The organism is Thioclava pacifica DSM 10166 (assembly GCF_000714535.1).
Taxonomy (GTDB): Bacteria; Pseudomonadota; Alphaproteobacteria; order Rhodobacterales; family Rhodobacteraceae; genus Thioclava; species Thioclava pacifica.
In genome coordinates, this window is record NZ_AUND01000001.1 from 58,593 (window position 1) to 79,301 (window position 20,709).

At 66.8% G+C, this 20,709-nt stretch carries 21 protein-coding genes; 10 read left to right on the forward strand and 11 right to left on the reverse strand.

Going from position 1 to position 20,709, the window contains the following annotated elements; translation table 11 throughout:
• Both hypD and hypE read left to right on the forward strand, forming a co-directional pair.
• Window positions 1–1,143 carry a hydrogenase formation protein HypD gene (gene hypD / locus TP2_RS00280; RefSeq protein ID WP_038072117.1) on the forward strand — a complete coding sequence of 381 codons (1,143 nt, stop codon included), beginning with the start codon at window positions 1–3 and terminating at the stop codon, window positions 1,141–1,143.
• Between the two features lie 63 nt (window positions 1,144–1,206).
• Window positions 1,207–2,226 carry a hydrogenase expression/formation protein HypE gene (gene hypE, locus TP2_RS00285; RefSeq protein ID WP_038072121.1) on the forward strand — a complete coding sequence of 340 codons (1,020 nt, stop codon included), beginning with the start codon at window positions 1,207–1,209 and terminating at the stop codon, window positions 2,224–2,226.
• 5 nt (window positions 2,227–2,231) lie between these two features.
• Here the strand turns inward: hypE and TP2_RS18365 are convergent, their stop codons facing one another.
• Together TP2_RS18365 and hemE are read right to left on the reverse strand one after the other, a co-directional pair.
• A complete protein-coding gene (locus TP2_RS18365; RefSeq protein WP_157617007.1) occupies window positions 2,232–2,402 on the reverse strand; it encodes a hypothetical protein in 171 nt (56 codons plus the stop codon).
• 126 nt (window positions 2,403–2,528) lie between these two features.
• Entirely contained in the window at window positions 2,529–3,560 is a 1,032-nt protein-coding gene (gene hemE / locus TP2_RS00290; RefSeq protein WP_038072124.1) for a uroporphyrinogen decarboxylase, read from the reverse strand.
• Between the two features lie 96 nt (window positions 3,561–3,656).
• Here hemE and hemC point away from each other — a divergent pair, with 96 nt between their 5' ends.
• Window positions 3,657–4,610 carry a hydroxymethylbilane synthase gene (gene hemC, locus TP2_RS00295; RefSeq protein WP_038072126.1) on the forward strand — a complete coding sequence of 318 codons (954 nt, stop codon included), beginning with the start codon at window positions 3,657–3,659 and terminating at the stop codon, window positions 4,608–4,610.
• A 7-nt stretch (window positions 4,611–4,617) separates the two neighbouring features.
• On the opposite strand, the gene TP2_RS00300 is transcribed toward hemC, so the two are convergent.
• Window positions 4,618–5,178: a hypothetical protein gene (locus tag TP2_RS00300; protein WP_038072129.1), complete on the reverse strand. Its 561-nt coding sequence runs from the start codon at window positions 5,176–5,178 to the stop codon at window positions 4,618–4,620.
• 204 nt (window positions 5,179–5,382) lie between these two features.
• Between TP2_RS00300 and TP2_RS17810 the strand changes: the two genes are divergently transcribed.
• The gene (locus TP2_RS17810) at window positions 5,383–6,588 is read left to right on the forward strand and encodes an MFS transporter (RefSeq protein WP_051692076.1); all 1,206 of its coding nucleotides are present in this window, start codon (window positions 5,383–5,385) and stop codon (window positions 6,586–6,588) included.
• A gap of 18 nt (window positions 6,589–6,606) precedes the next feature.
• Here TP2_RS17810 and TP2_RS00310 read toward each other — a convergent pair whose 3' ends face one another.
• Window positions 6,607–7,314 (reverse strand): arylesterase, encoded by a 708-nt coding sequence (locus TP2_RS00310; protein ID WP_038072132.1) that lies wholly within the window; start codon window positions 7,312–7,314, stop codon window positions 6,607–6,609.
• On the opposite strand from TP2_RS00310, the gene TP2_RS00315 reads away from it, so the two are divergent.
• Complete coding sequence (locus tag TP2_RS00315; protein ID WP_038072135.1) at window positions 7,313–8,002, forward strand: ABC transporter ATP-binding protein; 690 nt, start codon at window positions 7,313–7,315, stop codon at window positions 8,000–8,002. The two genes, TP2_RS00310 and TP2_RS00315, sit on opposite strands and share 2 nt — an antisense overlap.
• A complete protein-coding gene (locus tag TP2_RS00320; RefSeq protein ID WP_038072138.1) occupies window positions 7,999–10,506 on the forward strand; it encodes an ABC transporter permease in 2,508 nt (835 codons plus the stop codon). Before TP2_RS00315 ends, TP2_RS00320 begins: the two co-directional genes overlap by 4 nt.
• Before the next feature lie 133 nt (window positions 10,507–10,639).
• On the opposite strand, the gene TP2_RS00325 is transcribed toward TP2_RS00320, so the two are convergent.
• Together TP2_RS00325 and TP2_RS00330 are read right to left on the reverse strand one after the other, a co-directional pair.
• Window positions 10,640–11,101, reverse strand: coding sequence for a lytic transglycosylase domain-containing protein (locus tag TP2_RS00325; RefSeq protein WP_038072142.1), 462 nt, complete (start codon window positions 11,099–11,101; stop codon window positions 10,640–10,642).
• An 89-nt stretch (window positions 11,102–11,190) separates the two neighbouring features.
• A complete protein-coding gene (locus tag TP2_RS00330; protein ID WP_038072147.1) occupies window positions 11,191–13,623 on the reverse strand; it encodes a heavy metal translocating P-type ATPase in 2,433 nt (810 codons plus the stop codon).
• A gap of 135 nt (window positions 13,624–13,758) precedes the next feature.
• Here TP2_RS00330 and TP2_RS00335 point away from each other — a divergent pair, with 135 nt between their 5' ends.
• The 3 genes from TP2_RS00335 (at window position 13,759) to mnmH (ending at window position 15,711) form a co-directional block, all read left to right on the forward strand.
• Complete coding sequence (locus tag TP2_RS00335) at window positions 13,759–13,968, forward strand: YgaP family membrane protein (RefSeq protein WP_038072152.1); 210 nt, start codon at window positions 13,759–13,761, stop codon at window positions 13,966–13,968.
• 112 nt (window positions 13,969–14,080) lie between these two features.
• A complete protein-coding gene (locus tag TP2_RS00340; protein ID WP_038072155.1) occupies window positions 14,081–14,659 on the forward strand; it encodes a L,D-transpeptidase in 579 nt (192 codons plus the stop codon).
• Window positions 14,659–15,711 carry a tRNA 2-selenouridine(34) synthase MnmH gene (gene mnmH, locus TP2_RS00345; RefSeq protein WP_038072158.1) on the forward strand — a complete coding sequence of 351 codons (1,053 nt, stop codon included), beginning with the start codon at window positions 14,659–14,661 and terminating at the stop codon, window positions 15,709–15,711. Before TP2_RS00340 ends, mnmH begins: the two co-directional genes overlap by 1 nt.
• A gap of 7 nt (window positions 15,712–15,718) precedes the next feature.
• On the opposite strand, the gene TP2_RS00350 is transcribed toward mnmH, so the two are convergent.
• Both TP2_RS00350 and TP2_RS00355 read right to left on the reverse strand, forming a co-directional pair.
• Entirely contained in the window at window positions 15,719–16,615 is an 897-nt protein-coding gene (locus tag TP2_RS00350; protein WP_206198297.1) for a DMT family transporter, read from the reverse strand.
• A gap of 6 nt (window positions 16,616–16,621) precedes the next feature.
• On the reverse strand, window positions 16,622–17,443 hold the full coding sequence (locus tag TP2_RS00355) for an alpha/beta fold hydrolase (protein WP_038072162.1): 822 nt from the start codon (window positions 17,441–17,443) through the stop codon (window positions 16,622–16,624).
• A 61-nt stretch (window positions 17,444–17,504) separates the two neighbouring features.
• Here TP2_RS00355 and TP2_RS00360 point away from each other — a divergent pair, with 61 nt between their 5' ends.
• Window positions 17,505–18,095: a hypothetical protein gene (locus TP2_RS00360; RefSeq protein WP_038072165.1), complete on the forward strand. Its 591-nt coding sequence runs from the start codon at window positions 17,505–17,507 to the stop codon at window positions 18,093–18,095.
• Between the two features lie 41 nt (window positions 18,096–18,136).
• Here the strand turns inward: TP2_RS00360 and TP2_RS00365 are convergent, their stop codons facing one another.
• From TP2_RS00365 to TP2_RS00375, 3 genes are all read right to left on the reverse strand, one after another.
• A complete protein-coding gene (locus TP2_RS00365; RefSeq protein WP_038072168.1) occupies window positions 18,137–18,808 on the reverse strand; it encodes a haloacid dehalogenase type II in 672 nt (223 codons plus the stop codon).
• Between the two features lie 59 nt (window positions 18,809–18,867).
• The gene (locus tag TP2_RS00370) at window positions 18,868–19,647 is read right to left on the reverse strand and encodes a pyrroline-5-carboxylate reductase family protein (RefSeq protein ID WP_038072171.1); all 780 of its coding nucleotides are present in this window, start codon (window positions 19,645–19,647) and stop codon (window positions 18,868–18,870) included.
• Window positions 19,648–19,910: 263 nt separating this feature from the next.
• Window positions 19,911–20,699 carry an enoyl-ACP reductase FabI gene (locus tag TP2_RS00375; protein WP_038072173.1) on the reverse strand — a complete coding sequence of 263 codons (789 nt, stop codon included), beginning with the start codon at window positions 20,697–20,699 and terminating at the stop codon, window positions 19,911–19,913.
• Window positions 20,700–20,709 lie beyond the last annotated feature (10 nt).

Below are 20,709 nucleotides of genomic sequence, written 5' to 3' on the forward strand. Positions count from 1 at the left end.
ATGAAATTCGCATCCGAATTCCGCGATCCGAAAGCCGCCAAGGCGCTGCTGGCCGAGATCGCACGCGTGGCCGACAAGATTGGTGCGACCAAGGAAAAGCCCATCCACATCATGGAGATCTGCGGCGGGCATACCCATTCGATCTTCCGCTACGGGCTCGACAAGCTGATCCATGAAGGTGTCGAGTTCATCCACGGGCCCGGCTGCCCGGTCTGTGTGCTGCCGCGCGCCCGCGTCGACGAATGCATCGAGATCGCAGAGCGTGAGGGCGTGATCTTCACCACCTTCGGTGATGCGATGCGTGTGCCGGGGTCGAAAAAGTCGCTCATTCAGGCGAAGGCCGAAGGCGCGGATATTCGCATGGTTTATTCGCCGCTCGACGCGCTGGAGCTGGCGCGGCGCAACCCCGAGCGCGAAGTGGTGTTCTTCGGGCTGGGCTTCGAGACCACCACGCCCTCGACCGCGCTCGCAATCCAGCAGGCTTCGCGTGAGGGGCTCCAGAACTTCTCGGTATTCTGCAACCACATCACGGTGCCGGAACCGATCAAGGCGCTGCTCGACGACCCGCATATGTGCCTCGACGGGTTCATCGGGCCCGGCCATGTCTCGATGGTGATCGGGATCCATCCCTATGATTTCATCGCCGAGGACTATCACAAGCCGATCGCCGTGGCCGGGTTTGAGCCGCTCGATCTGCTGCAATCGGTGCTGATGGTGCTCAATCAGGTTGCCGAGGGGCGCGCCGAGGTCGAGAACCAATATGCGCGCGTGGTGCCGGAACATGGCAACCCCGTCAGCCTCGCCGCGATCGCGGATGTCTATGAGCGCCGGCCGAGCTTCGAATGGCGGGGCCTCGGCGAGATCGACGCTTCCGGATTGCGGATCCGCCCCGCCTATGCCGCTTTCGATGCCGAGGAGAAATTCGGTGTGGGCTATGCCGGTGTGCGCACCGAGCTGAAAGATCCCGAGGGCTGCGCCTGTGGCGCGGTGATGACGGGCCGAATGAAGCCGGTCGATTGCCCGCAATTCGGCCGGGGCTGCACGCCGGAAATGCCGCTCGGGGCGCTAATGGTGAGCTCGGAGGGGGCTTGCGCGGCCTATTGGCAATATGGGGGCGCCCGTGCGCGCGAGGCGGCGGAGTAGGGGGCTCTGCCCCCGCGGCTGCGCCGCTCCCCCGGGATATTTCAAGCAGTTGGAAGGTGAGACATGGCACTGCGCGACGAGCGGGTGACGCTGGCCCATGGCGGCGGCGGCAAGGCGATGCGGGATCTGATCGAGGAGGTTTTTACCTCGGTCTTTGCACCGCCCGGTATGGAGGATCAGGCGCGGCTTCAGGCGGAGGCGCTGGCCGAGCCCGGAGCGCGTCTGGCCTTCACTACCGATAGCTATGTCGTCACGCCGATCGAGTTTCCCGGCGGCGATATCGGCAAGATTGCCGTTTGCGGCACCGTGAACGATCTGGCCGTCGGGGGGGCTGCGCCGCTCTGGCTCTCGGCCGCCTTCATTATCGAGGAGGGAACCGAGATCGCGCTTCTGCGCCGGATCGTGGCGACAATGGCGCGTGAGGCGGAGGCTGCGGGTGTGAGGATCGTCACCGGCGATACCAAGGTCGTGGGGCGGGGCGCCTGTGACGGGGTGTTCGTGACCACCGCCGGGGTGGGGGTGATCCCACCCGGCATCGAGATGGCGGCGGGTCTGGTCGCCCCCGGCGATGTGGCGATCGTGAACGGGGTGCTCGGCGATCATGGGGCCACGATCCTCGCCGCGCGGGGCGATCTGGCGCTCTCGAGCGCGATCGAGAGCGATTGCGCGGCGCTCGGACATCTGATGGTGGATGTGCTGGTCGCCGCACCGGGGGCCAAAGCCGCGCGCGATCTGACGCGAGGCGGGCTGGCCTCTGCACTCAACGAAATCGCGGAGGCCGCGGGCTGCGGGATCGAGATTGCCGAAGACGCGCTGCCGTTACGTGCCGAGGTGGTTGGCATGTGCGAGATCCTCGGGCTCGATCCGCTCTATCTGGCCAATGAGGGGCGGCTCGTGGTTTTCGTGCCTGAAGATCAGGCCGAGGCGGCGCTATCCGCGATGCGGGCGCGGCCGGAAGGCGAAGGTGCGGTGATCGTGGGGCGCGCGGTCGAGGGGCACAAACAGGTCCGGATGACGACCGCCTTCGGCGGGCAGCGCATTGTCGATATGCTGGTGGGCGAGCAATTGCCGAGGATCTGCTGATCGGCTCAGTCGCCGTCCCCACCATCCCCGTCACTGTCGAAAAAGCCCGAGCCGCCGCCATCGTCGCCCCCTTTGCCGCGAAAGGATCGGCCGATCACATAGGCCATGAGCCCGGCGAGGCTCAGCCAGACCCAGGGGTCGGTATTGCGGATGCCGTCGATATAGCGTTCTAGCATGGCGTCTCCGGGGAAGTCCTGCGTTACGAAATCATGCGGGTCCGACCCGGCATCGCGCAAGAGAAAGAAAAAAGCCGCCCCCGAGATGTCGGAGGCGGCTTTGACGTGCCGGATGTCGGGCCCGGTTCAGCCGTTGCGGATCGTTTCGATCATCAGCGCCACATTTTCGGGATCGGCATCGGGGGTGATGCCGTGGCCGAGATTGAAGATGTGGGGGCCGTTCTTGAACGCCTCGACGACATGGCGGGTCGCGTCGATGAGGGCCTGACCGCCGGTGACCATATGGCCCGGCGCGAGGTTGCCTTGCACGCAGCCCGAGACCTGCACATTGGCCGCGCCCCATTCCGGCGTCACCGAATTGTCGAGGGCCACGCAATCGGCGCCGGTCTTCTGGTGGAAGCCGATATAGCCCTCGCCCGCCTCGCGCGGGAAGGCGATGACCGGCAGGCCGGGGAAGCGCGCCTTCATCTCGGAGATGATCTTGCGCGCAGGTTCGACGGCGAAATCCTCGAAATCCTGGCCCTTGAGCGATCCCGCCCAGCTGTCGAAGATCTTTACCACCTCGGCCCCGGCCTCGACCTGTTTGGAGAGATATTCCACGGTCGAGACGGTCAGCAGGTCGATGATCTTCGAGAAGGTCTCGCGATCCTCGGCCTTGAGCGCATGCGCCGGGCCCTGATCTTTGGTGCCGCGGCCCGCGATCATGTAGGTGGCGACGGTCCAGGGCGCGCCTGCGAAGCCGATCAGCGTCGTCTCTTTGGGCAGTTCGCGCGACAGGATCGAGACGGTTTCATAGACCGGGTTCAGGGTCTCGTGGATGTCATCCTTGCCCTTGAGCTTGGCGAATTCCTCGGGCGTGGTGATGGTGGACAGGCGCGGGCCTTCGCCCGTGACGAACCACAGATCGGCGCCAAGCGCCTGCGGCAGCAGCAGGATATCGGCAAACAGGATCGCCGCGTCGAAGCCGTAGCGGCGGATCGGCTGCAAGGTCACCTCGGCGGCGAGATCGGGCGTATAGCAAAGCGACAGGAAATCGCCCGCCTGCGCGCGGGTGGCGCGATATTCGGGCAGGTAGCGGCCCGCCTGGCGCATCATCCAGACCGGGGGCGTGGGCAGAACCTCGCCTTTCAGGGCTCGCAGGATCGTCTTGTCAGTCATTCGCGCCTCCTCTTTGCCCCCTTCATCGCCACCTGAGGCGTCATGTCAAGCGCGAGCCCCATTGCGCGGGCCATCTGTCGCGGATATTCCGGTGCCATGACACAGATGCCCGATGCGAAATCCCCGCTCAAGATCGGCACCCGCGGCTCGCCGCTGGCGCTCGCGCAGGCCTACGAGACCCGGCAGCGGCTGATGGCCGCGCATGGTTTGCCCGAAGACGCGTTCGAGATCGTGGTGATCAAGACCACGGGCGATGATCGGGCGCTGATCGCGTCCGACACGCCGCTCAAGGAGATTGGCAACAAGGGGCTGTTCACCAAGGAAATCGAAGAGGCGATGGTCGATGGTCGCATTGATATCGCCGTGCATTCGATGAAGGACATGCCGACCGAGCAGCCCGAGGGGCTCGTGCTCGATTGCTATCTGCCGCGCGAAGATGTGCGCGATGCTTTCGTGTCGCTGCATCACGAGTCGATCAAGGCGCTGCCCGAGGGCGCGAAAGTGGGCTCGTCGAGCCTGCGCCGCCGCGCGCAGCTGGGCCATGTGCGCCCCGATCTGGAGCTGGTGGAGTTTCGCGGCAACGTGCAGACCCGTCTGAAGAAGCTCGAAGACGGGGTGGCGGCGGCGACCTTCCTCGCGATGGCGGGGCTGAACCGTCTGGGCATGGCCGATGTGGCGCGCTGCGCGATCGAGCCCGAAGAGATGCTGCCCGCCGTGGCGCAGGGCGCGATCGGGATCGAGCGCCGGATGTCGGATGCGCGCGCCGAGGCGCTGCTCGATCCGATCCATGACGTGCCCACGGCGCAGCGTCTGGCGGCGGAGCGGGCCTTCCTCGCGACGCTCGACGGGTCGTGCGAAACCCCGATCGCGGGGCTGGCGCTGATCGAGGGTGATCGGCTCTGGCTGCGCGGCGAGATCCTGCGGCCCGACGGTTCCGAGGCGATCTCGGGTGAGCGTTGGGGCGATATCGACGACGGGGCCGCGATGGGTGAACACCTCGCGCGCGACCTGCTGTCTCAGGCGGGCGAAGGTTTCTTCGACTGGCGCTGAGCGCTGATCAGCACAGCAACTGACCGGAGGCGCGCCGCTGCAAGGCGCGCTCCATTTCCGGCACCTCGCCGTCGCCAAACCCGCGCAGGGCGAGCCGTTCCAGCGGTGCCAGATCGCACCAGAACCGCTTGAGTGCCAGATCGCGGTAGCGCCGGGGGATATCGGCGAGCCGCATCTCGTAAATCTCGTCGGCCACGGCCAGCAGGCGCGGGTGGAGGCTTGTCAGAAGCGGCTCGAACGCCGCCCGCGCCGAGGCCGCATTGCGCAACCGCAGGATAGCGCCTTCGCCGATCGTCATTGTCTGGATCAGCGACCAGCCCAGCACATCGGCCGCGCGATGGGGCGGGATCGGCTTGTGACCGGTCAGCCCATAGGTCAGACACAGCACCGCGCGTTCGTCAGACTCCATCGACTGCACGATCCGCGCGCAAGCCTGTTCCAACGCTGTCTCGGCATCCTCGAGCCGCCCGAGGCGGGGCGTCATCACATCCGCCTTGGACGCTTCGGCGCGCAGGAGGATATTGCGGATAACTGTGTCGAACTTCAGAGCGATGTGGCGTGAGAGCATGTCGGAACCTTTCCACCGTTTACTGTCGTCTCCCGCCCATTCGTTTCAGGTAGCGCGCTGGGACGAACTGTCCCCTGACGCAGCGGAAACCTGCCGATTGGGCGCCAAGCTCGCGCGATGATAAGGATTTTGCCTCCGCCGCGGGCGTGCGCTGCCGCGAAGGCCCCCCTTGATCTCGCGCGCCAAGAGGCGCAAAGCGGCCCCATGCTGCGCCTCATTCGCCTCGTTCTCTCAGACCCTGCGCTGCGGCTCGCCGCGGTGTTGCTGGTGCTGTTCGGTGCCCATGCGGCGACGATGGGGCCCTATGTCTCGGCGCTCGCGATCAAGGTGTTCGGACTGTCGGACCGCGCCTATTCGGGGGTGCTTCTGGTGGCCTCGGTGCTGTCGGTCTCGGCCTCGGTCGGCCTTGGCATCCTCGCCGATCAACGCGCGAACCGGCGCGCCATCGCGCTTGGCACCTCCGCGATGCTGATCGTGGGGTCTGGGCTGGTACTGGCGGGCGAGAACTGGATCGTCTTCGTGATTGCGAATGCGCTGATCCTGCCGCTATCGGCCTCGATCTTCGGCCAGCTTTTTGCGCTGTCGCGGCTCGCGGCCTCGACGCACCCGGATGCCGACCGCCCCGCGATCCTGTCCACGCTGCGGGCACTGTTTGCGCTGCCCTGGGTGGTGGTGCTGCCGATCTGGTCGGTGGTGTTCGATCAGGGTGCGGCGCTCACCGCGATCTATCCCGTGACGCTGAGCCTCGGCGCCGCGATCGTCGCCCTGACCTTCCTGTTCTGGCCGCGTGACGGGGCGACCCGCTGGCCCGATCCGAAATCGGGGCTGAGCTTTCGCCAGTCGCTGCGCGAGATGGCAAACCTGCCGATCCTCGCCCGCGTCGTGGCGCTGGGGACGATCAACGGTGCGGTGATGCTCTACCTCGTCGTGATGGGTCTGGTCTTCGAGGCAACGCCCGGGCGCGGCGCCGCCGATACCGCGCTTTATGCGGGGCTGATGGCGGGGTTGGAAGTGCCCTTCATGCTGGCCCTGCCGCTGGTGCTGGGCCGGGTCGAGCGCACGACGCTGATCTGGATCGGGGCGGCGCTTTACGCGACCCATCTGGGGCTGATCCCGCTTCTGGCGCCCACGCCCTTCGTCTGGTTGCTGACCTTGCCGGGCGCCATTGGCGGGGCGGTGGTTCTGACCCAGCCAATGGCCTATCTGCAGGACCTGCTGTCGAACAGGCCCGGAGCGGGCGCCTCGCTCATGGCGCTGCAAAAGCTTGCGGGCGACGGATTCTCGGCCGCCGTTTTCGCGATTGGAACGGCGCTGGCAGGCTATGAGCTGGCCGCCGCCGCCGGGGCGATTCTGGGTGTTGCGGGCGCCGGTATGCTCTGGGCGCTGGACCGGCGCGCGGCGCGCTCGTGAGCCGGGCAGGGTGCCCTCTCAGCTCCCGGCCTTCACCTTCGCCAGCAACTCCAGAACTTTCGGCCCCAGCGCGGCGACCACCTTCTTCACGCCTTCGGGGGAAGGGTGGATATTGTCAGGCTGCATCAAATCAGTGCTCGCGCGCTCCTCGATCGGGGTCTCCATGATCGGGGCGAGCAGGTTGGGCACCAGAACCGCACCGTATTTCTGCGCCAGATCGGGATAGATCGCGTCGAATTCCTTCTGGTAATCGGGGCCGAAATTCCCCGGCGCGGGCAGCCCGGCCAGCAGCGCGGGGATGCCCTTGGCCTGCAGCTTCGCCAGGATCCCGTCAAGATTGTCCCGCGCCTGATAGGGCGGCAACCCGCGCAGCAGGTCATTGCCGCCAAGCGCCACGATCACCGCATCGGGCTGCGGGCTCAGCAGCCAGTCGATCCGCGACAGCCCGCCTGCGGTGGTGTCACCCGACACGCCGCCATTGATCACGCTGACATCCTGCCCGTGATCCCTCAGCCAGCCCTGCAGTTGCGGCACCAGCCCGTCCTCGGGATTGTCCAGCCCGTAACCCTGCGTCAGCGAGTCCCCGAGCGCGAGGATCGACACCTCCGCCAGTGCCGGACCCGCGCCAAAGGCCAGCCCCGCGACGATAAAACCCGCCGCCAGACGCTTGCGTATCCCGAGGACCGGCCCATATCCCTTTGAAGCAAAAGAAAGACAGTGGCGCATGAGCGAGACCATCCTTGAACTGAAAGACGCGCGGCTCGCGCTTGACGGCAATACCGGCCCGGTCGAGATCCTGCGCGGGATCGACATGGCGGTGGCAAAGGGGGAAAGCGTCGGTCTCACGGGGCCGTCTGGATCTGGCAAATCGTCGCTCCTGATGCTGATGGGGGGGCTCGAACAAGCCACCTCCGGGTCTGTCACGGCGCTGGGGCACGATCTGTCGGTCATGTCCGAAGATGCGCTGGCCCGGTTCCGCCGGGGTAATATGGGGGTGGTTTTCCAAAGCTTCCACCTCATCCCGACGATGACGGCGTTGGAAAATGTCGCGATGCCGCTGGAAATCGCCGGTGCCGAGAAGCCGTTCGAACGCGCGGCGGCCGAGCTGGAGGCCGTGGGGCTGGCGCACAGGCTCGATCATTACCCCAGCCAGATGTCGGGCGGCGAGCAGCAGCGCGTGGCCTTGGCCCGTGCCGTCGCCCCGCGCCCGGCGATCCTTCTGGCGGATGAACCCACGGGCAACCTCGACAGCGCCACGGGCGAGACGATCATCGAACTGCTGTTCGGCCTTCAGGAAAAACACGGCGCGACGCTGGTGCTGGTGACCCACGCGCCCGATCTGGCCGCGCGCTGCGACCGGATTGTGGAGCTGCGCGATGGCGTGGTCGTCACCCCCGAGGGCGCCCCCGTATGAGCCTGTCGCTGACCATTGCCCGCCGCGAGCTGCGCGGCGGCATTCGTGGCTTCTGGGTGATGCTGCTCTGCCTGATGCTGGGTGTGGCGGCGATCGCCTCGGTGGGGCTGGTGCGCTCGGCGATCGAGCGCGCGCTGTCCGATCAGGGCGCGGTGCTGCTGGGCGGCGATGCGCAATACGAATTCACCTATCGCCGCGCCAAGCCTGATGAGCTGCAATGGATCACCGATCACGCGACGGCCGTCTCCGAGGTGATCGACTTCCGCTCGATGCTCGCGACCGGCACCGATCCCGCCGACCGCGCGCTGACGCAGGTGAAGGCGGTGGACGGGGCCTATCCGCTGACCGGCAAGCTGCAGCTTGATCCGCCCGTGACGCCTCATGCGCTCAAAGGCGAGGGCGGCGTGCCGGGGATCTTCCTCGATCCGATCCTCGCCGACCGTCTCGGCCTCAAGCCCGGCGACAAGGTCCAGCTGGGCGGGCAGGATTTCGTGATGAAGGCGCGGATTGTGCGTGAGCCGGATTCCACCGGGGCGGGGATGGGGCTCGGGCCGCATTCCATCGTCGCGCTCTCGGCCATCGAGGCGACGCCGCTGCTCGCGCCGGGCTCGCTATTTGAGACGGAATACCGCGTGACGTTGCCGCCCCAGACCGATCTGGCCGCGATGAAGGCGCAGGCCGAGGCGCATTTCGAGGGCGCGGGTATGCGCTGGTCGGATCGCCGTCGCGCGGCGCCGGGTGCAGAGCGTTTCGTGCAACGGCTTGGCTCGTTCCTCGTGCTGGTGGGGCTCGCGGGCCTCGCCGTGGGCGGCGTCGGCATCTCCGCCACGGTCGCCGCCTGGATCGAGCGCAAAGCCCCGACGATCGCCACGCTGCGCGCGCTTGGCGCGACCGGCCGCACGATCCGCGCCGCCTTCCTGATCCAGCTCGCGTCCCTCGGCGCGATCGGTATTCTCGCGGGGCTCGGGCTCGGGGCGGGGCTGGTGCTCGGCGCTTCCGGCCTGATCGAGCGCGCGCTGCCCTTGCCCGTCGCGATCACCCTCGATCCCGGACCGCTGGGCGAGGCCGCGCTCTATGGCGCGCTAGTGGCCGCGCTTTTCGCACTCTGGCCACTCTCGCGCATGTCGAGGATGCGTGCGGCGACGCTTTACCGTGACACCGGCGCGGGCCGCCGACTGCCGGGCTGGCCCACGCTGACCCTCACGGTCGTGCTTCTGGCGGTGATCGTCGGCGTCTCCGCCTGGTTCTCGGGGCTCTGGACGCTGACGCTCGCAAGCCTTGGCGGTATCGCATTCGCGCTGCTGATCCTGACGCTTGCCGCTTGGGTGATCCGCCGCGCCGCGCGCGCGGGCCAACACCTCGCGCGCGGCCGTCCAGTGCTGCGCGCGGCGCTCGCCGCCATCGGTGGGCCGCGCTCCGAGGCCCGTTCTGTGATCCTGTCGCTCGGCCTCGGCCTCTCGGTTCTGGCGGCCGTGGGCCAGGTCGATAGCGGGCTGCGCGGCGCCATCGACCGCGACCTGCCGAAGGTTGCCCCCGCCTATTTCGTCATCGACATCCAGCCCGACCAGATCCAGCCCTTCAAGGATCTGCTGGCGGGTATGCCGGACGTCACCAAGGTCGAAAGCGTGCCGATGCTGCGCGGCGTCATCACCAAGATCAACGGCGAGGATGCGCGCAAGACGCATGGCGAACATTGGGTGCTGCGCGGCGATCGCGGCGTAACCTATGCCGACACCCCGCGCGAGAAACTCACGGCGGGCGAATGGTGGCCCAAGGATTACAACGGCCCGCCGCTGGCGAGCTTCTCGGCGAAGGAGGCGCAGGAGATCGGGCTGAAGCTCGGTGACGACATCACCGTGAATATCCTCGGGCGCGACATCACCGCGAAGGTCACCTCTTTCCGCGACGTGGATTTCGCGACGGGCGGGATCGGCTTCGTGCTGACCCTCGATCCGGCGGCCCTGCGCGGGGCCCCGCACACATGGCTCGCCACGATTTACGCTCCGCCTCAGGCCGAGGCGCAGGTGATGCGCGATCTGGCCGAGCGCTTCCCCAATATCACCGCGATCCGCGTGCGCGACGCGATCGCCCGCGTGACCGAGGCGCTCTCGGCCATCGCGCGCGCAACCTCGCTTGCCGCAGGGGTGACGCTTCTGACCGGCTTCGTGGTGCTGATCGGTGCGGCGGCCGCGGGCGAGCGCGAACGCGCCTGGGAGGCGGCGATGCTGAAAACGCTCGGCGCCACCCGCGGCGCGATCCTTGCGAGCTTCGCCCTGCGCTCTGCCCTGATGGGAGCGGCGGCGGGTCTCGTCGCGATCCTCTTCGGCGGGCTCGCGGGCTGGGCCGTGGTCGATCTGGTGATGGGGGCCGAGTTCCGATTTGCGCCGGTCCCCGCGCTGCTGATCGTGGCGGGCGGGGTGATCGCAACGCTGCTCGCGGGCCTCGTCTTCGCGCTGCGCCCGCTGGCGGCGCGGCCTGCGGGGGTGTTGCGCGCCCCGGAATAAAGGCGCGCGGGTTGAGAGGGCGGATGCCTCCGGCGGGGATATTTGGAGCAGTTGGAAACGAGAACCTGTCTTCCAACTGCTCCAAATATCCCCCGCGGAGCGTCCTCACCCTGCTACGGGCGCGAGCGCCGGGTCAGCGCAGCCCGGTCTCCTTCAGCATCCCGCGCCGCTTGGCCTCGTAATAATAGCCCTTCGCATACCACATCACGGCGCGATCTTCCGAGCCATCGGCCAGAAGCCAGGCCCCGCGCAGATATTTCACCGCGTATTTGAGGTTCGTCTCGGCATCGAGCAGATCCTTCGGCTTGCCCTTGAACCCCATCCCGCGCGCGGTCTGGGGCAGGATCTGCATCAACCCGTAATAGGGACCGTTTCGGGCATTGGCGCGGTAGCGGCTTTCGCGTTGGATTACTCGATGGGTGAGGGTCCGCGGCACGCCGTAATGGTCGGAATAGCGATTGATGAGCACGCGCAGTTCGGTCGTCTCGCCGGGATGAAGCGGTGGATTGTAATCGGGCTTCGCCATCGGGTGGGGCGAGCCGCCGCAGGCGGCAAGCGCGCTCAGCGAGAGCAGGAAAAATCGGCGTGTCAGCATGCAGGCGCTCCGGTCGGGTCGCGAGCAGCTAAGCGAGGCAGGACGCACTTGGGAAGTGGGGATTTTCCGCCTCGGCGCGCTCTCGCCGATCAGCGAGCGGCGCGGCGCAGGCGCAGCGCGTTCGAGACCACGAAGACCGAGGAAAACGCCATCGCTCCCGCCGCCAGCATCGGCGACAGGCCGGTGCCGCCGAAGGGCACGAGAATACCCATCGCGACCGGGATCAGCGCAACGTTATAGGCAAAGGCCCAGAACAGGTTCTGCTTGATGTTGCGCATCACCGCGCGCGACAGATCGAGCGCCTTGGCCACGCCCGTCGGATCACCGCGCATCAGCACCACCTCGGCCGCCTCGATCGCGACATCGGTGCCGGTTCCGATCGCAAGGCCGACATCGGCCGCGGCCAGCGCAGGCGCGTCGTTGATCCCGTCGCCGACGAAGGCCACGGGGCCGGTTGCGCGCAGGTTTTCGACCGCGTCGCGTTTGCCTTCGGGGAGCACTTCGGCTTCGACCCGGTCGATGCCAAGCTCACTGGCGACGGCTTGCGCGGTGGCGCGGGTGTCGCCGGTGACCATCGCGACCTGAACGCCCGCTGCGTGAAGCGCCACGATGGCGTCGCGCGCCTCGGCTTTGATCGGGTCCGACAGCGCCATCAGCGCTACGGGCTTGCCCTCGATCGCCATCCAGACCGGAGTGCGGCCTTTGGCGGCAAGGGCGGCGGCGCGCTCCGAGAAAGGCGAGATATCGGCCTCGGCCTCCGCCATCGCGGCGGCATTGCCGATCCAGAGCTTGCCCGCCTCGGCCTGCGCGCGCAGCCCCTTGCCTGAGAGCGCCTTCACGCGTTTGACCGGGGCATGGGCGATACCGCGCACCGCGGCTTCGGCGAGGATCGCGCGGGCGAGCGGGTGTACGGACCGGCTCTCGGCACCGGCGGCGAGTGCGAGGATTTCACTTTCCGAGAGATCGGCGAGGGGTTCGAGATCGGTCAGGGCGGGGCGCCCTTCGGTCAGCGTGCCGGTCTTGTCGAAGCCCACTAGTGCGACCTCCGACAGCCGTTGCAGCGCGTCGCCGCGGCGAAACAGCAGGCCCAGCTCGGCGCCGCGCCCGGTGCCCACGAGGATCGAGACGGGTGTGGCCAGCCCCATCGCGCAGGGGCAGGCGATGATCATCACCGAGATTGCGGCGACGAAAGCATGGGTGAAGCCCATCCCCGCCAGCATCCAGATCGCGAAGGTCAGAACCGACAGTGCCATCACCACCGGCACGAAGACGCGGGTGACCTTGTCGACCAGCGCCTGAACCGGGAGTTTCGCGCCCTGTGCCTCTTCGACCATCGCGATGATCCGTGAGAGCACCGTATCGGCGCCGATTGCGGTGACGCGGTAGCTCAGCGCCGCCTCGCCATTCACCGTGCCGCCGGTGATCTTGTCGCCCTCGGCTTTCGTGACGGGCAGGGGCTCGCCCGTGAGCATGCTTTCATCGACATGGCCCGCGCCCTCGGTGATCACCCCATCGAGCGCCACCCGCTCGCCCGGGGCAAGCAGTAGCACGTCGCCCGGAGCAAGCTCGGCGATGGGGCGTTCCTCGACCCCGGCCTCGGTCTGCACGCGGGCGGTCTTGGGCTGCAAGCCGATCAGCCGCGAGATCGCCTCGCCCGCGCGGCCCTTCGCGCGCGCCTCCAGCCAGCGGCCCAGCAGGATCAGTGTGACGATGGTCGCGGCGGCCTCGAAATAGACGGCGCGGGCGCTTTCGGGCAGCAGCTGCGGGGCGAGGGTCACCAGTGCGGAATAGAAAAACGCCGCGAGCGAGCCCATCGCCACGAGCGAATTCATCTCGGGCGCGCCGCGCAGCAGGGCGGGGATACCGATGCGAAGGAACAGGCGTCCCGGGAAAGCCAGAACGGCCGCCGTCAGGATAAACTGGATCCACCAGCTCGCGCGCTCGCCAATGGTCGAGGCGATCAGGTGATGCACGCCGGGGATCATATGCGCCCCCATCGCGAGCACGAAAACCGGGAAGGTCAGGACGAGCGAGAGCAGGAACTGATGCTTGAGCTGGCGCGCCTCGGCGGCTTGGCGTTCGGCAGCGGGTGCTGTGGGCGCGCTGCGATCCGCGATGCGGGCAGGGTAGCCAGCCTCGGTGACGGTGCGGGCGAGATCCTCGGGCGTGAGCGTTGCTTCATCGAAGGAGACCTGCGCGCTTTGCGTCGCAAGGTAGACGCTGGCCGAGGTGACGCCGGGCAGGGCGGTCAATGCGCGCTCGACGCGACCGGTGCAGCTGGCGCAGGTCATGCCCTCGACCTCGAGCCGCGCGGAGCCGCCCGAGGCCGGGTAGCCCGCCTTTTCGAGAGCCGCGCGCAGGCTCGCCTGGGTGGCGGGGGCGTCGAATTCCACGCTCGCGCTGCGCGCCATCAGGTTTGCAGAGGCCGATGTCACCCCCGGCTCGGCCAGAAGGGCGCGTTCCACGCGGCCCGTGCAGGCGCCGCAGTGCATCGCGTCGATGCTAAAGCTGGTTTTCGTCATCGCATGTCTCCTGCCCCCTGATCTGGGGGATTTCGCCCTGCGGTCAAGCGCTAAGAGACATATGCCAAGGATTGAATTTGTCGTGAGGAAATGGTACAGCGCGCGCAAGAACAACCCCTTTTCCGGAGCAATCCCATGAACCTCGACCGCACCATCTTCGCCTTTGCCGGTGTGATGATCCTGATCAGCGTTGCGCTGACGCATTGGGTCTCGCCCTATTTCGTCTGGTTCACCGTCTTCATCGGTGCCAACCTGCTGCAATCGGCTTTCACCGGTTTCTGCCCGGCTGCCAAGATCTTCGGCCTGTTCGGCATCAAGGCCGGCTGCGCTTTCGGCGAAAAGTAAGGCAGACAGGCAACGCTCGGCCCGGCAGTTATGCTGTGGGCGGCGCATAAGCTTGAGAGGGCGGAGCGGCTTTGCTAGCTTCGCCCTTAGTCATTTTTACGAGGAGCTGACGATGGACCGTCGTGCCTTTGTGCTGTCGCTGGCCGCATTGCCCTTCGCGGGCCTGCCCGCTTTCGCCCTCGAGGTCGAGCCTGAAGGCGAGCCCGCGAAACGTTGGCCGATCGGCTCGCAATATTACCCGACCAAGGTGCGTGTGAAGCCCGATCTGCCGGTGGGCTCGATCATCGTGCTGTCGGACAAGTTCTTCCTTTACCACATCGTCGCGCCGGGCGAGGCGATGCGCTACGGCGTCGCCGTCGGCAAAGCCGAGCTGACCTTCCGCGGCACCGCCACGATCGGCCGCAAGGTCGAATGGCCGAGCTGGAAACCCACCCCGGAGATGATCCAGCGCGATCCGGGCTCTTACGCGAAATATGCCGACGGGATGCCGGGCGGGCCAAAGAACCCCTTGGGCGCGCGGGCGATGTATCTCTATCAGAACGGCCGCGACACCGCGATCCGCATCCATGGCACGACCGCGCCGAGCTCCATCGGGCATGCGGTCTCGAATGGCTGCATCCGGATGGTGAATGACCATGTGATCGAGCTCTTCAACACGGTCCCCGTGGGCACGCAGGTCACCGTCTACTGATGCAACTCACCTCTCTGGCCGGGGTTGCGGCGCTCGATTTCGACACGATCATCGACGTGCGCTCGCCTTCGGAATTTGCCGAGGATCATATTCCCGGCGCGATCAACCTGCCGGTGATGGACGATGCCGAGCGCGCCGAGGTCGGCACGATCTACAAGCAGGTCTCGCCCTTCGATGCGCGCAAGATCGGGGCGGCCATCGTGGCCTCGAACGCCGCGAAACATCTGCGCGGGCCTCTGGCCGACAAGGAGGGGGGCTGGCGCCCGCTCGTCTATTGCTGGCGTGGCGGGCAGCGTTCGGGCTCTTTCGCGACGATCCTCAAGCAGATCGGCTGGCGGGTGGAACTGGTCGAGGGTGGCTACAAGGCGTTTCGCGCGCTGGTGGTCGAGGCGGGCAATGCCCCGATGCCCTGTCCGGTGGTCGTGCTCGATGGCAATACCGGCACCGCGAAGACCGACATCCTGAAGGCGGCGAAGCGTCAGGGCGCGCAGGTGATCGACCTCGAAGGGCTCGCCAATCATCGCGGCTCGCTGTTCGGCGCGATGGAAGGCGGGCAGTCGAGCCAGAAGGATTTCGAGACCCGGCTGGCGATGGAGGTGACCGCGCTCGATCCGTCGCGCCCGGTGCTGCTGGAGGCGGAAAGCTCGAAGATCGGCGATCTGCAACTGCCCAAGGGGATATGGACCGCGATCAAGGATGCGCCACGCATTCGGGTGAAAGCGCCGCTGGCCGAGCGCGCCGCCTATCTCGCGCGCGCCTATGCCGATATCACCGCCGATCCCGAACGGCTGCTGTCGGTGATCGACCAGCTCCGCCCGTTCCAGCCCGCCGAGCGGATCGCCCAGTGGCAGGAACAGGCCGCGGCGGGCGAATATGCGGCGCTGGCTGGCGAGCTGATGCGCGACCATTACGATCCGCGTTATGAAAAGCACCGCGCCCGCCATGTGGAGCAAGAGCGGGTGATTGAGGCCGAGAGCCTTGCGCCCGAGGCGATTGGCGGCTTGGCCGAGCGCGTCATCGCCGAAGCCAAGGCGCTGATCTCGCAACCCTGAACGGGGTTCAGGAACGGCTTTGAGGGTTTGCGACCTTCACCGGCCACAGCTCCAGCACACCCGCGCCCAGAACCAGAAGCCCCCCTGCGAGTTCCATCGGCGAAAGCAGTTCATGGGCTAGAAACGCGGCCGAGATAGCTCCCACCACCACCTCGGTCATCAACAGGATGCCGACGCGGGCGGGCTCCAGCCGCACGGTGGCCCACATCAGCGCCGCGAGCGACAGCCCCCACCAGATCGCACCGGTGCCAAGCGTAAGGGCCAGCGTGACGGGGAGCGTTTCGACCATGGTGGGAAGAGGCGCGAGGATCGGGGCGAGGATCAGGCTCGCCAATGCCGCCCCCAGCGAAAAGACAAAAGCCGAAGGCGCGGGAGAGAGGCGCGAGGTCGCGCGGATGCCGGTGGTCGAAATCGCCCAGAGTACGCCCCCCAAAAGCGTCATCCATTCTCCCAGATCGCGGGGCAGCGGCAACCCGCCGCCTGCGCCCAGCATCAGCGCCAGCCCCGCCAGCCCCAGCGCGATCGCGTAGAGTCTCAGTCGCGGCGTGGGCCAGCCCATGACGAAGCGACCGATGAGCGTGGACCAGACCGGGGTGAGAAACCACAGCAGGATCACCAGCGCCACGCGCCCATACACAAAGCCGATCGAGTAAAGCGCGAAAGCCCCGCCTCCCAGCGCGATCGAGGCCAGTGCGACAGGCGAGGTCGCCGCGATTTCCTGCCGCTTGCGCCAGGCGAAGGGGGCGAGCACCGCAAGTGCCGCGAGCGTGATCCCGACCGTCCCCCAGGCGCCTGCCAGCCCCCGCGCGTCGAGCGCGCGCACGGGCAACCAGTAGAGCCCCCAGAACGCCCCTGTGAAAAGGGTGATGGCGCTCGCCAGAAAGATGATCTGCCCCTCGCGCACGTTCCGTCAGCCGAGCTTCGCGATCCAGGCCTTCAGCGCGTCCAGCGCCTCGGGCTCGTCGAGGAAGGGGATATGCGCACGGCCGGGCACCTTCGCATAGATCATATCGGGGCGGCGGCGCTGCATTTCCTGCGCCGCGGTATCGCTCAGCAGGTCGGAATTCGCGCCGTGGATCAGCGCGAGCGGCAGCCCCTCGGCGGCCTCGAACAGCGGCCAAGCTTCGGGAATATCGCCCTTGAAGGCGGCAAGGAAGGCATCGCGCAGCTCGGGGTCGTAATTGATCTTCAGGCCGGTTTCGGTCTCGACATAGTGGTGGCGGACCTCGTCGAGCCAGCGGCTCTCGGGCACGCCCTCGAACCCGGTCATCGCGGCGGGCAGTTTCGCGGCCATCTCGGCATAGCTCTTCGCCGCCGGGTTGCGCCCGATATAGTCGAAGATCTTGTTGAGCCCCTCCATCTCCAGCACCGGGCCGACATCGTTGAGGCACAGCCCCGTCATCCGGTCCTTCGCGGTCGCGGCCAGATACATCCCGATCAGCCCGCCGCGCGAGGTGCCGAGGATCGCGACCTTCTCCAGCCCCAGATGGTCGAGCAATTGTAGCGCATCCGCTGCTTCGCGCGGCACGGTATAGCTTGCCTCGCCCGTCCACGCGCTTTGCCCGCGCCCGCGGTAATCCATGCGGATGAAGCGTACGCCTTCCAGATGGGGGGCGACATAGTCGAAATCGCGCACATTGCGGGTCAGGCCGGACAGCGCAAGCACCGGCACGCCCTCTCCCTCGTCGAGATAGGCCAGCTTCGCCCCGTCATCTGCGGTGAAGAACTTCATTGCGCGTCTCCTCTGGATTGCTGCTCTGGCACGGATCATAGTGCGCGGGAAGGAGATCGCCATGTCTGAAACGCTCGACAAATTGCAAGCCAGGCTCAACGCGCTCGAGGATGAGATCGAGCAGGAATGGGATCGCCGGCGCGACGCGATGCAGTTTCACCTCGATCGCAACAAGGTCGTGTTCGAAAAGAACGTGCGCGACGCCCATCGCAAGGCACGGGTGAGGCTGTGGCAGTTCCTGAAATACACCCGGCCGATGGTCGTTCTGAGCGCGCCGGTGATCTATGCGCTGATCGTGCCCTTCGTGCTGCTCGATCTGTTCGTGACGGTCTATCAGGCGATCTGTTTCCCGATCTACAAGATCGCGAAAGTGAAGCGGTCGGACCACATCGCGATCGACCGCCAGCATCTGGCCTATCTGAACGGGCTGCAAAAGCTCAACTGCGTCTATTGCGGCTATTGCAACGGACTGCTGAGCTATGTGCGTGAGGTCGCCGGGCGGACCGAGCAATATTGGTGTCCGATCAAACATGCCCGGCGTGTGAAGGGGCCGCATCTGCGCTATCGGGATTTTGTGGAATACGCCGACGCAGAGGCGTTCCAGTCGCAGACGATGCGGCTGCGCAATGCGTTGCGGCAGATGAAAGACTGACGGATGTGCCCCGCGCGAGGGTCAAAGACCGAAGCGTGCATTCAGACCCAATCGGGCACGGCGCGCAGATCCTTGAGCGTTGCGGCGGGTTTGTAGGGGAGCCGATCCACTGGCACGCCTGCACGATTGACCCAGAGCACCCGGAACCCGGCCTTCGCAGCCCCCGCCGCATCCCAGCCATTGGACGATACGAAACAGGTCTCTTCAGGCGCGACCCCCATCTTCTGCGCGATCAGTTCGTAGACCGCGCCGCGCGGCTTGTAATGGCCAAGCCCGTGGATCGAGATCACGTCATCGAGCAGATGTCCCACCCCCGCCGCATGCACCGCCGCGTCGAGCATCTCCGGTGCGCCGTTTGACAGGATCGCCCGCCCGATGCCGCGATGATGCAGCGCGTCGAGCATCTCGGGCACTTCGGGATAGGCGGGCAGCTCGCGGTAGAGCGCCATCAGCCGCGCGGCCAGGTCGGGATCGTTGAGCCCCTGCGCCTCCATCGCCCAGTCGAGCCCGTCGCGGGTGAGCTGCCAGAAATCGACGTAATCGCCCATCACCTCGCGTAGCCAGCTATATTCGAGCTGCTTGCGCCGCCAGTCGGCGGCCAGACGCGGCCAGATCTCGGTCAGGCGCGGCTCCTCCAGCGCCAGCTCGCGCGCGGCGGCGTCGACATCGAACAACGTGCCATAGGCATCGAAAACGCAAAGCTGAATGGACATGGCGAACCCTCCCCTGATCGTCGCAACCAGCCTAGCGCGCGGGCGCGGCGCTGCAAGGGTCAGTAGATCTCGCGCGATTTCCGGGTGGCGGCGGCCAGCCCTTCGGCGAGGCAGGCACCGAACCCGTTGTCGCGCAGGGTGACGAGACCCGCAGCCGTGGTGCCCGCATAGTCGATCATTTCCTGCACATGCGCTTGCGGGGTTGGGCCTTCGGTCATCATTTCGCCCGCCGATCGGAAAAGCTGGCGCACGGCCCGGTCAGCGACTTCCGGCGGGACACCCTCGGCCTCGGCATGGCGCGCCATCGCCGCCGCGCAGGCCGCGACGAAGCCCGGCACCGGCCCGGTCATCGCGGTGAAAAGGTCGATCTGCGCCTCGTCATGGAGCTCGTCGGTCTGCCCGCAGGCCTCGAACAGGGCACGTGTGCGGGCGCGGTCCTGCTCGGTGATCGCGTCACTCGCAAACCACGGCGAATAGGCGAGTGCTTGGGCAGCGGCGGGGCTCGACATCGCGCGGATTACACGCAGGCTTCCCGAGATACGGCTGAGCTCGGCCAGCGGCACCCCGGCCATGACCGAGATCACCAGCTTGTCCGTGGCGTCAATCCTGAGGTCACGCGCGGCGGCGGGCGGCACGCAGAGGATCACCACGTCGCAACGATCCGCCAGCGCCTGCGGGTCGGTCAGCACGTTCTCGGCGGGAAAGCCCGGGATGTCCGGCGCCTTGCCCGAGCGGTTCGCGACGAACAGCGCCTGCGGCTCCGCCCGCCAGAGCGCCTCGGCGATGGCCGCGCCGAGCATGCCCGAGCCGATGATACCAATGGAGAAATCGAGTGCCATGCGCGCCTCCCTGATGGGTCATGGCGAGCCTAGCGTGAGGGACCGACGGGCGAAAGAGAGAGGTATCCTCAAGCATGAGCTCGCGCCCGATGCGCGGCGTAGCCGCAGGGCGCGCGCCGGCCCGTCCCCACGGGCTGCCGCCTTGGCCACCTGCGCAAGACGCTCGGATCGTGGAGGGATTTGGCTGGTATAAAACGCTGCCGTTCAAAGCGTATGCCGCGCCACCCCACGGGCCGGCGCGCGCCCTGCTAGAGGTCAGCCCCTTACAGGTTCTCGGCCGCGGGCATGCCCAGAACGTGATAGCCGCTGTCGACCGAGATGATCTCGCCGCTCGTGCAGGCCCCGTATTCCGAGCACAGATAGACCGCCGTCCCGCCGATCGCCTCGAGCGTCGCATTCTGGCGAAGCGGCGCGTTGGCCTCGGTGTGACGAAAGGTTTTGCGTGCGCCGCCGATGGCCGCGCCCGCAAGCGTCTTCATCGGACCGGGCGAGATCGCGTTCACGCGGATCCCGTCGGGGCCGAGATCGGCCGCGAGATAGCGCACCGCCGATTCCAGTGCGGCCTTGGCCACGCCCATCACGTTGTAGAAGGGCGTGACGCGCTGCGAGCCCATATAGGTCAGCGTGATCATCGAGCCGCCTTCGGTCATCAGCTCGGACGCGCGTTTGGCCACATCGATGAAGCTGTAGCACGAGATCGTCAGCGAGTTCTTGAAGTTGTCGCGGGTGGTGTTGATGAAGCGTCCCGTCAGCTCGTTCTTGTCGGAATAGGCGATCGCGTGGATCACGAAGTCGATCGAGCCCCATTCCTCTTTCAGCTTGGCGAAGGCGGCATCCATCGAGGCGTCGTCATTCACGTCCACGTCGAGCAGCAGGGTCGATCCGACGCTCGCGGCCAGCGGCTCCACGCGCTTTCCGAAAGCCTCGCCCTGATAGGAGAAGGCAAGTTCCGCACCCTCATCGGCCAGCGCCTTCGCGATGCCCCAGGCAATCGAACGCTCATTGGCGACACCCATCACGAGGCCGCGCTTACCCTTCATCAGTTCCGCCATTCCCGTCCCC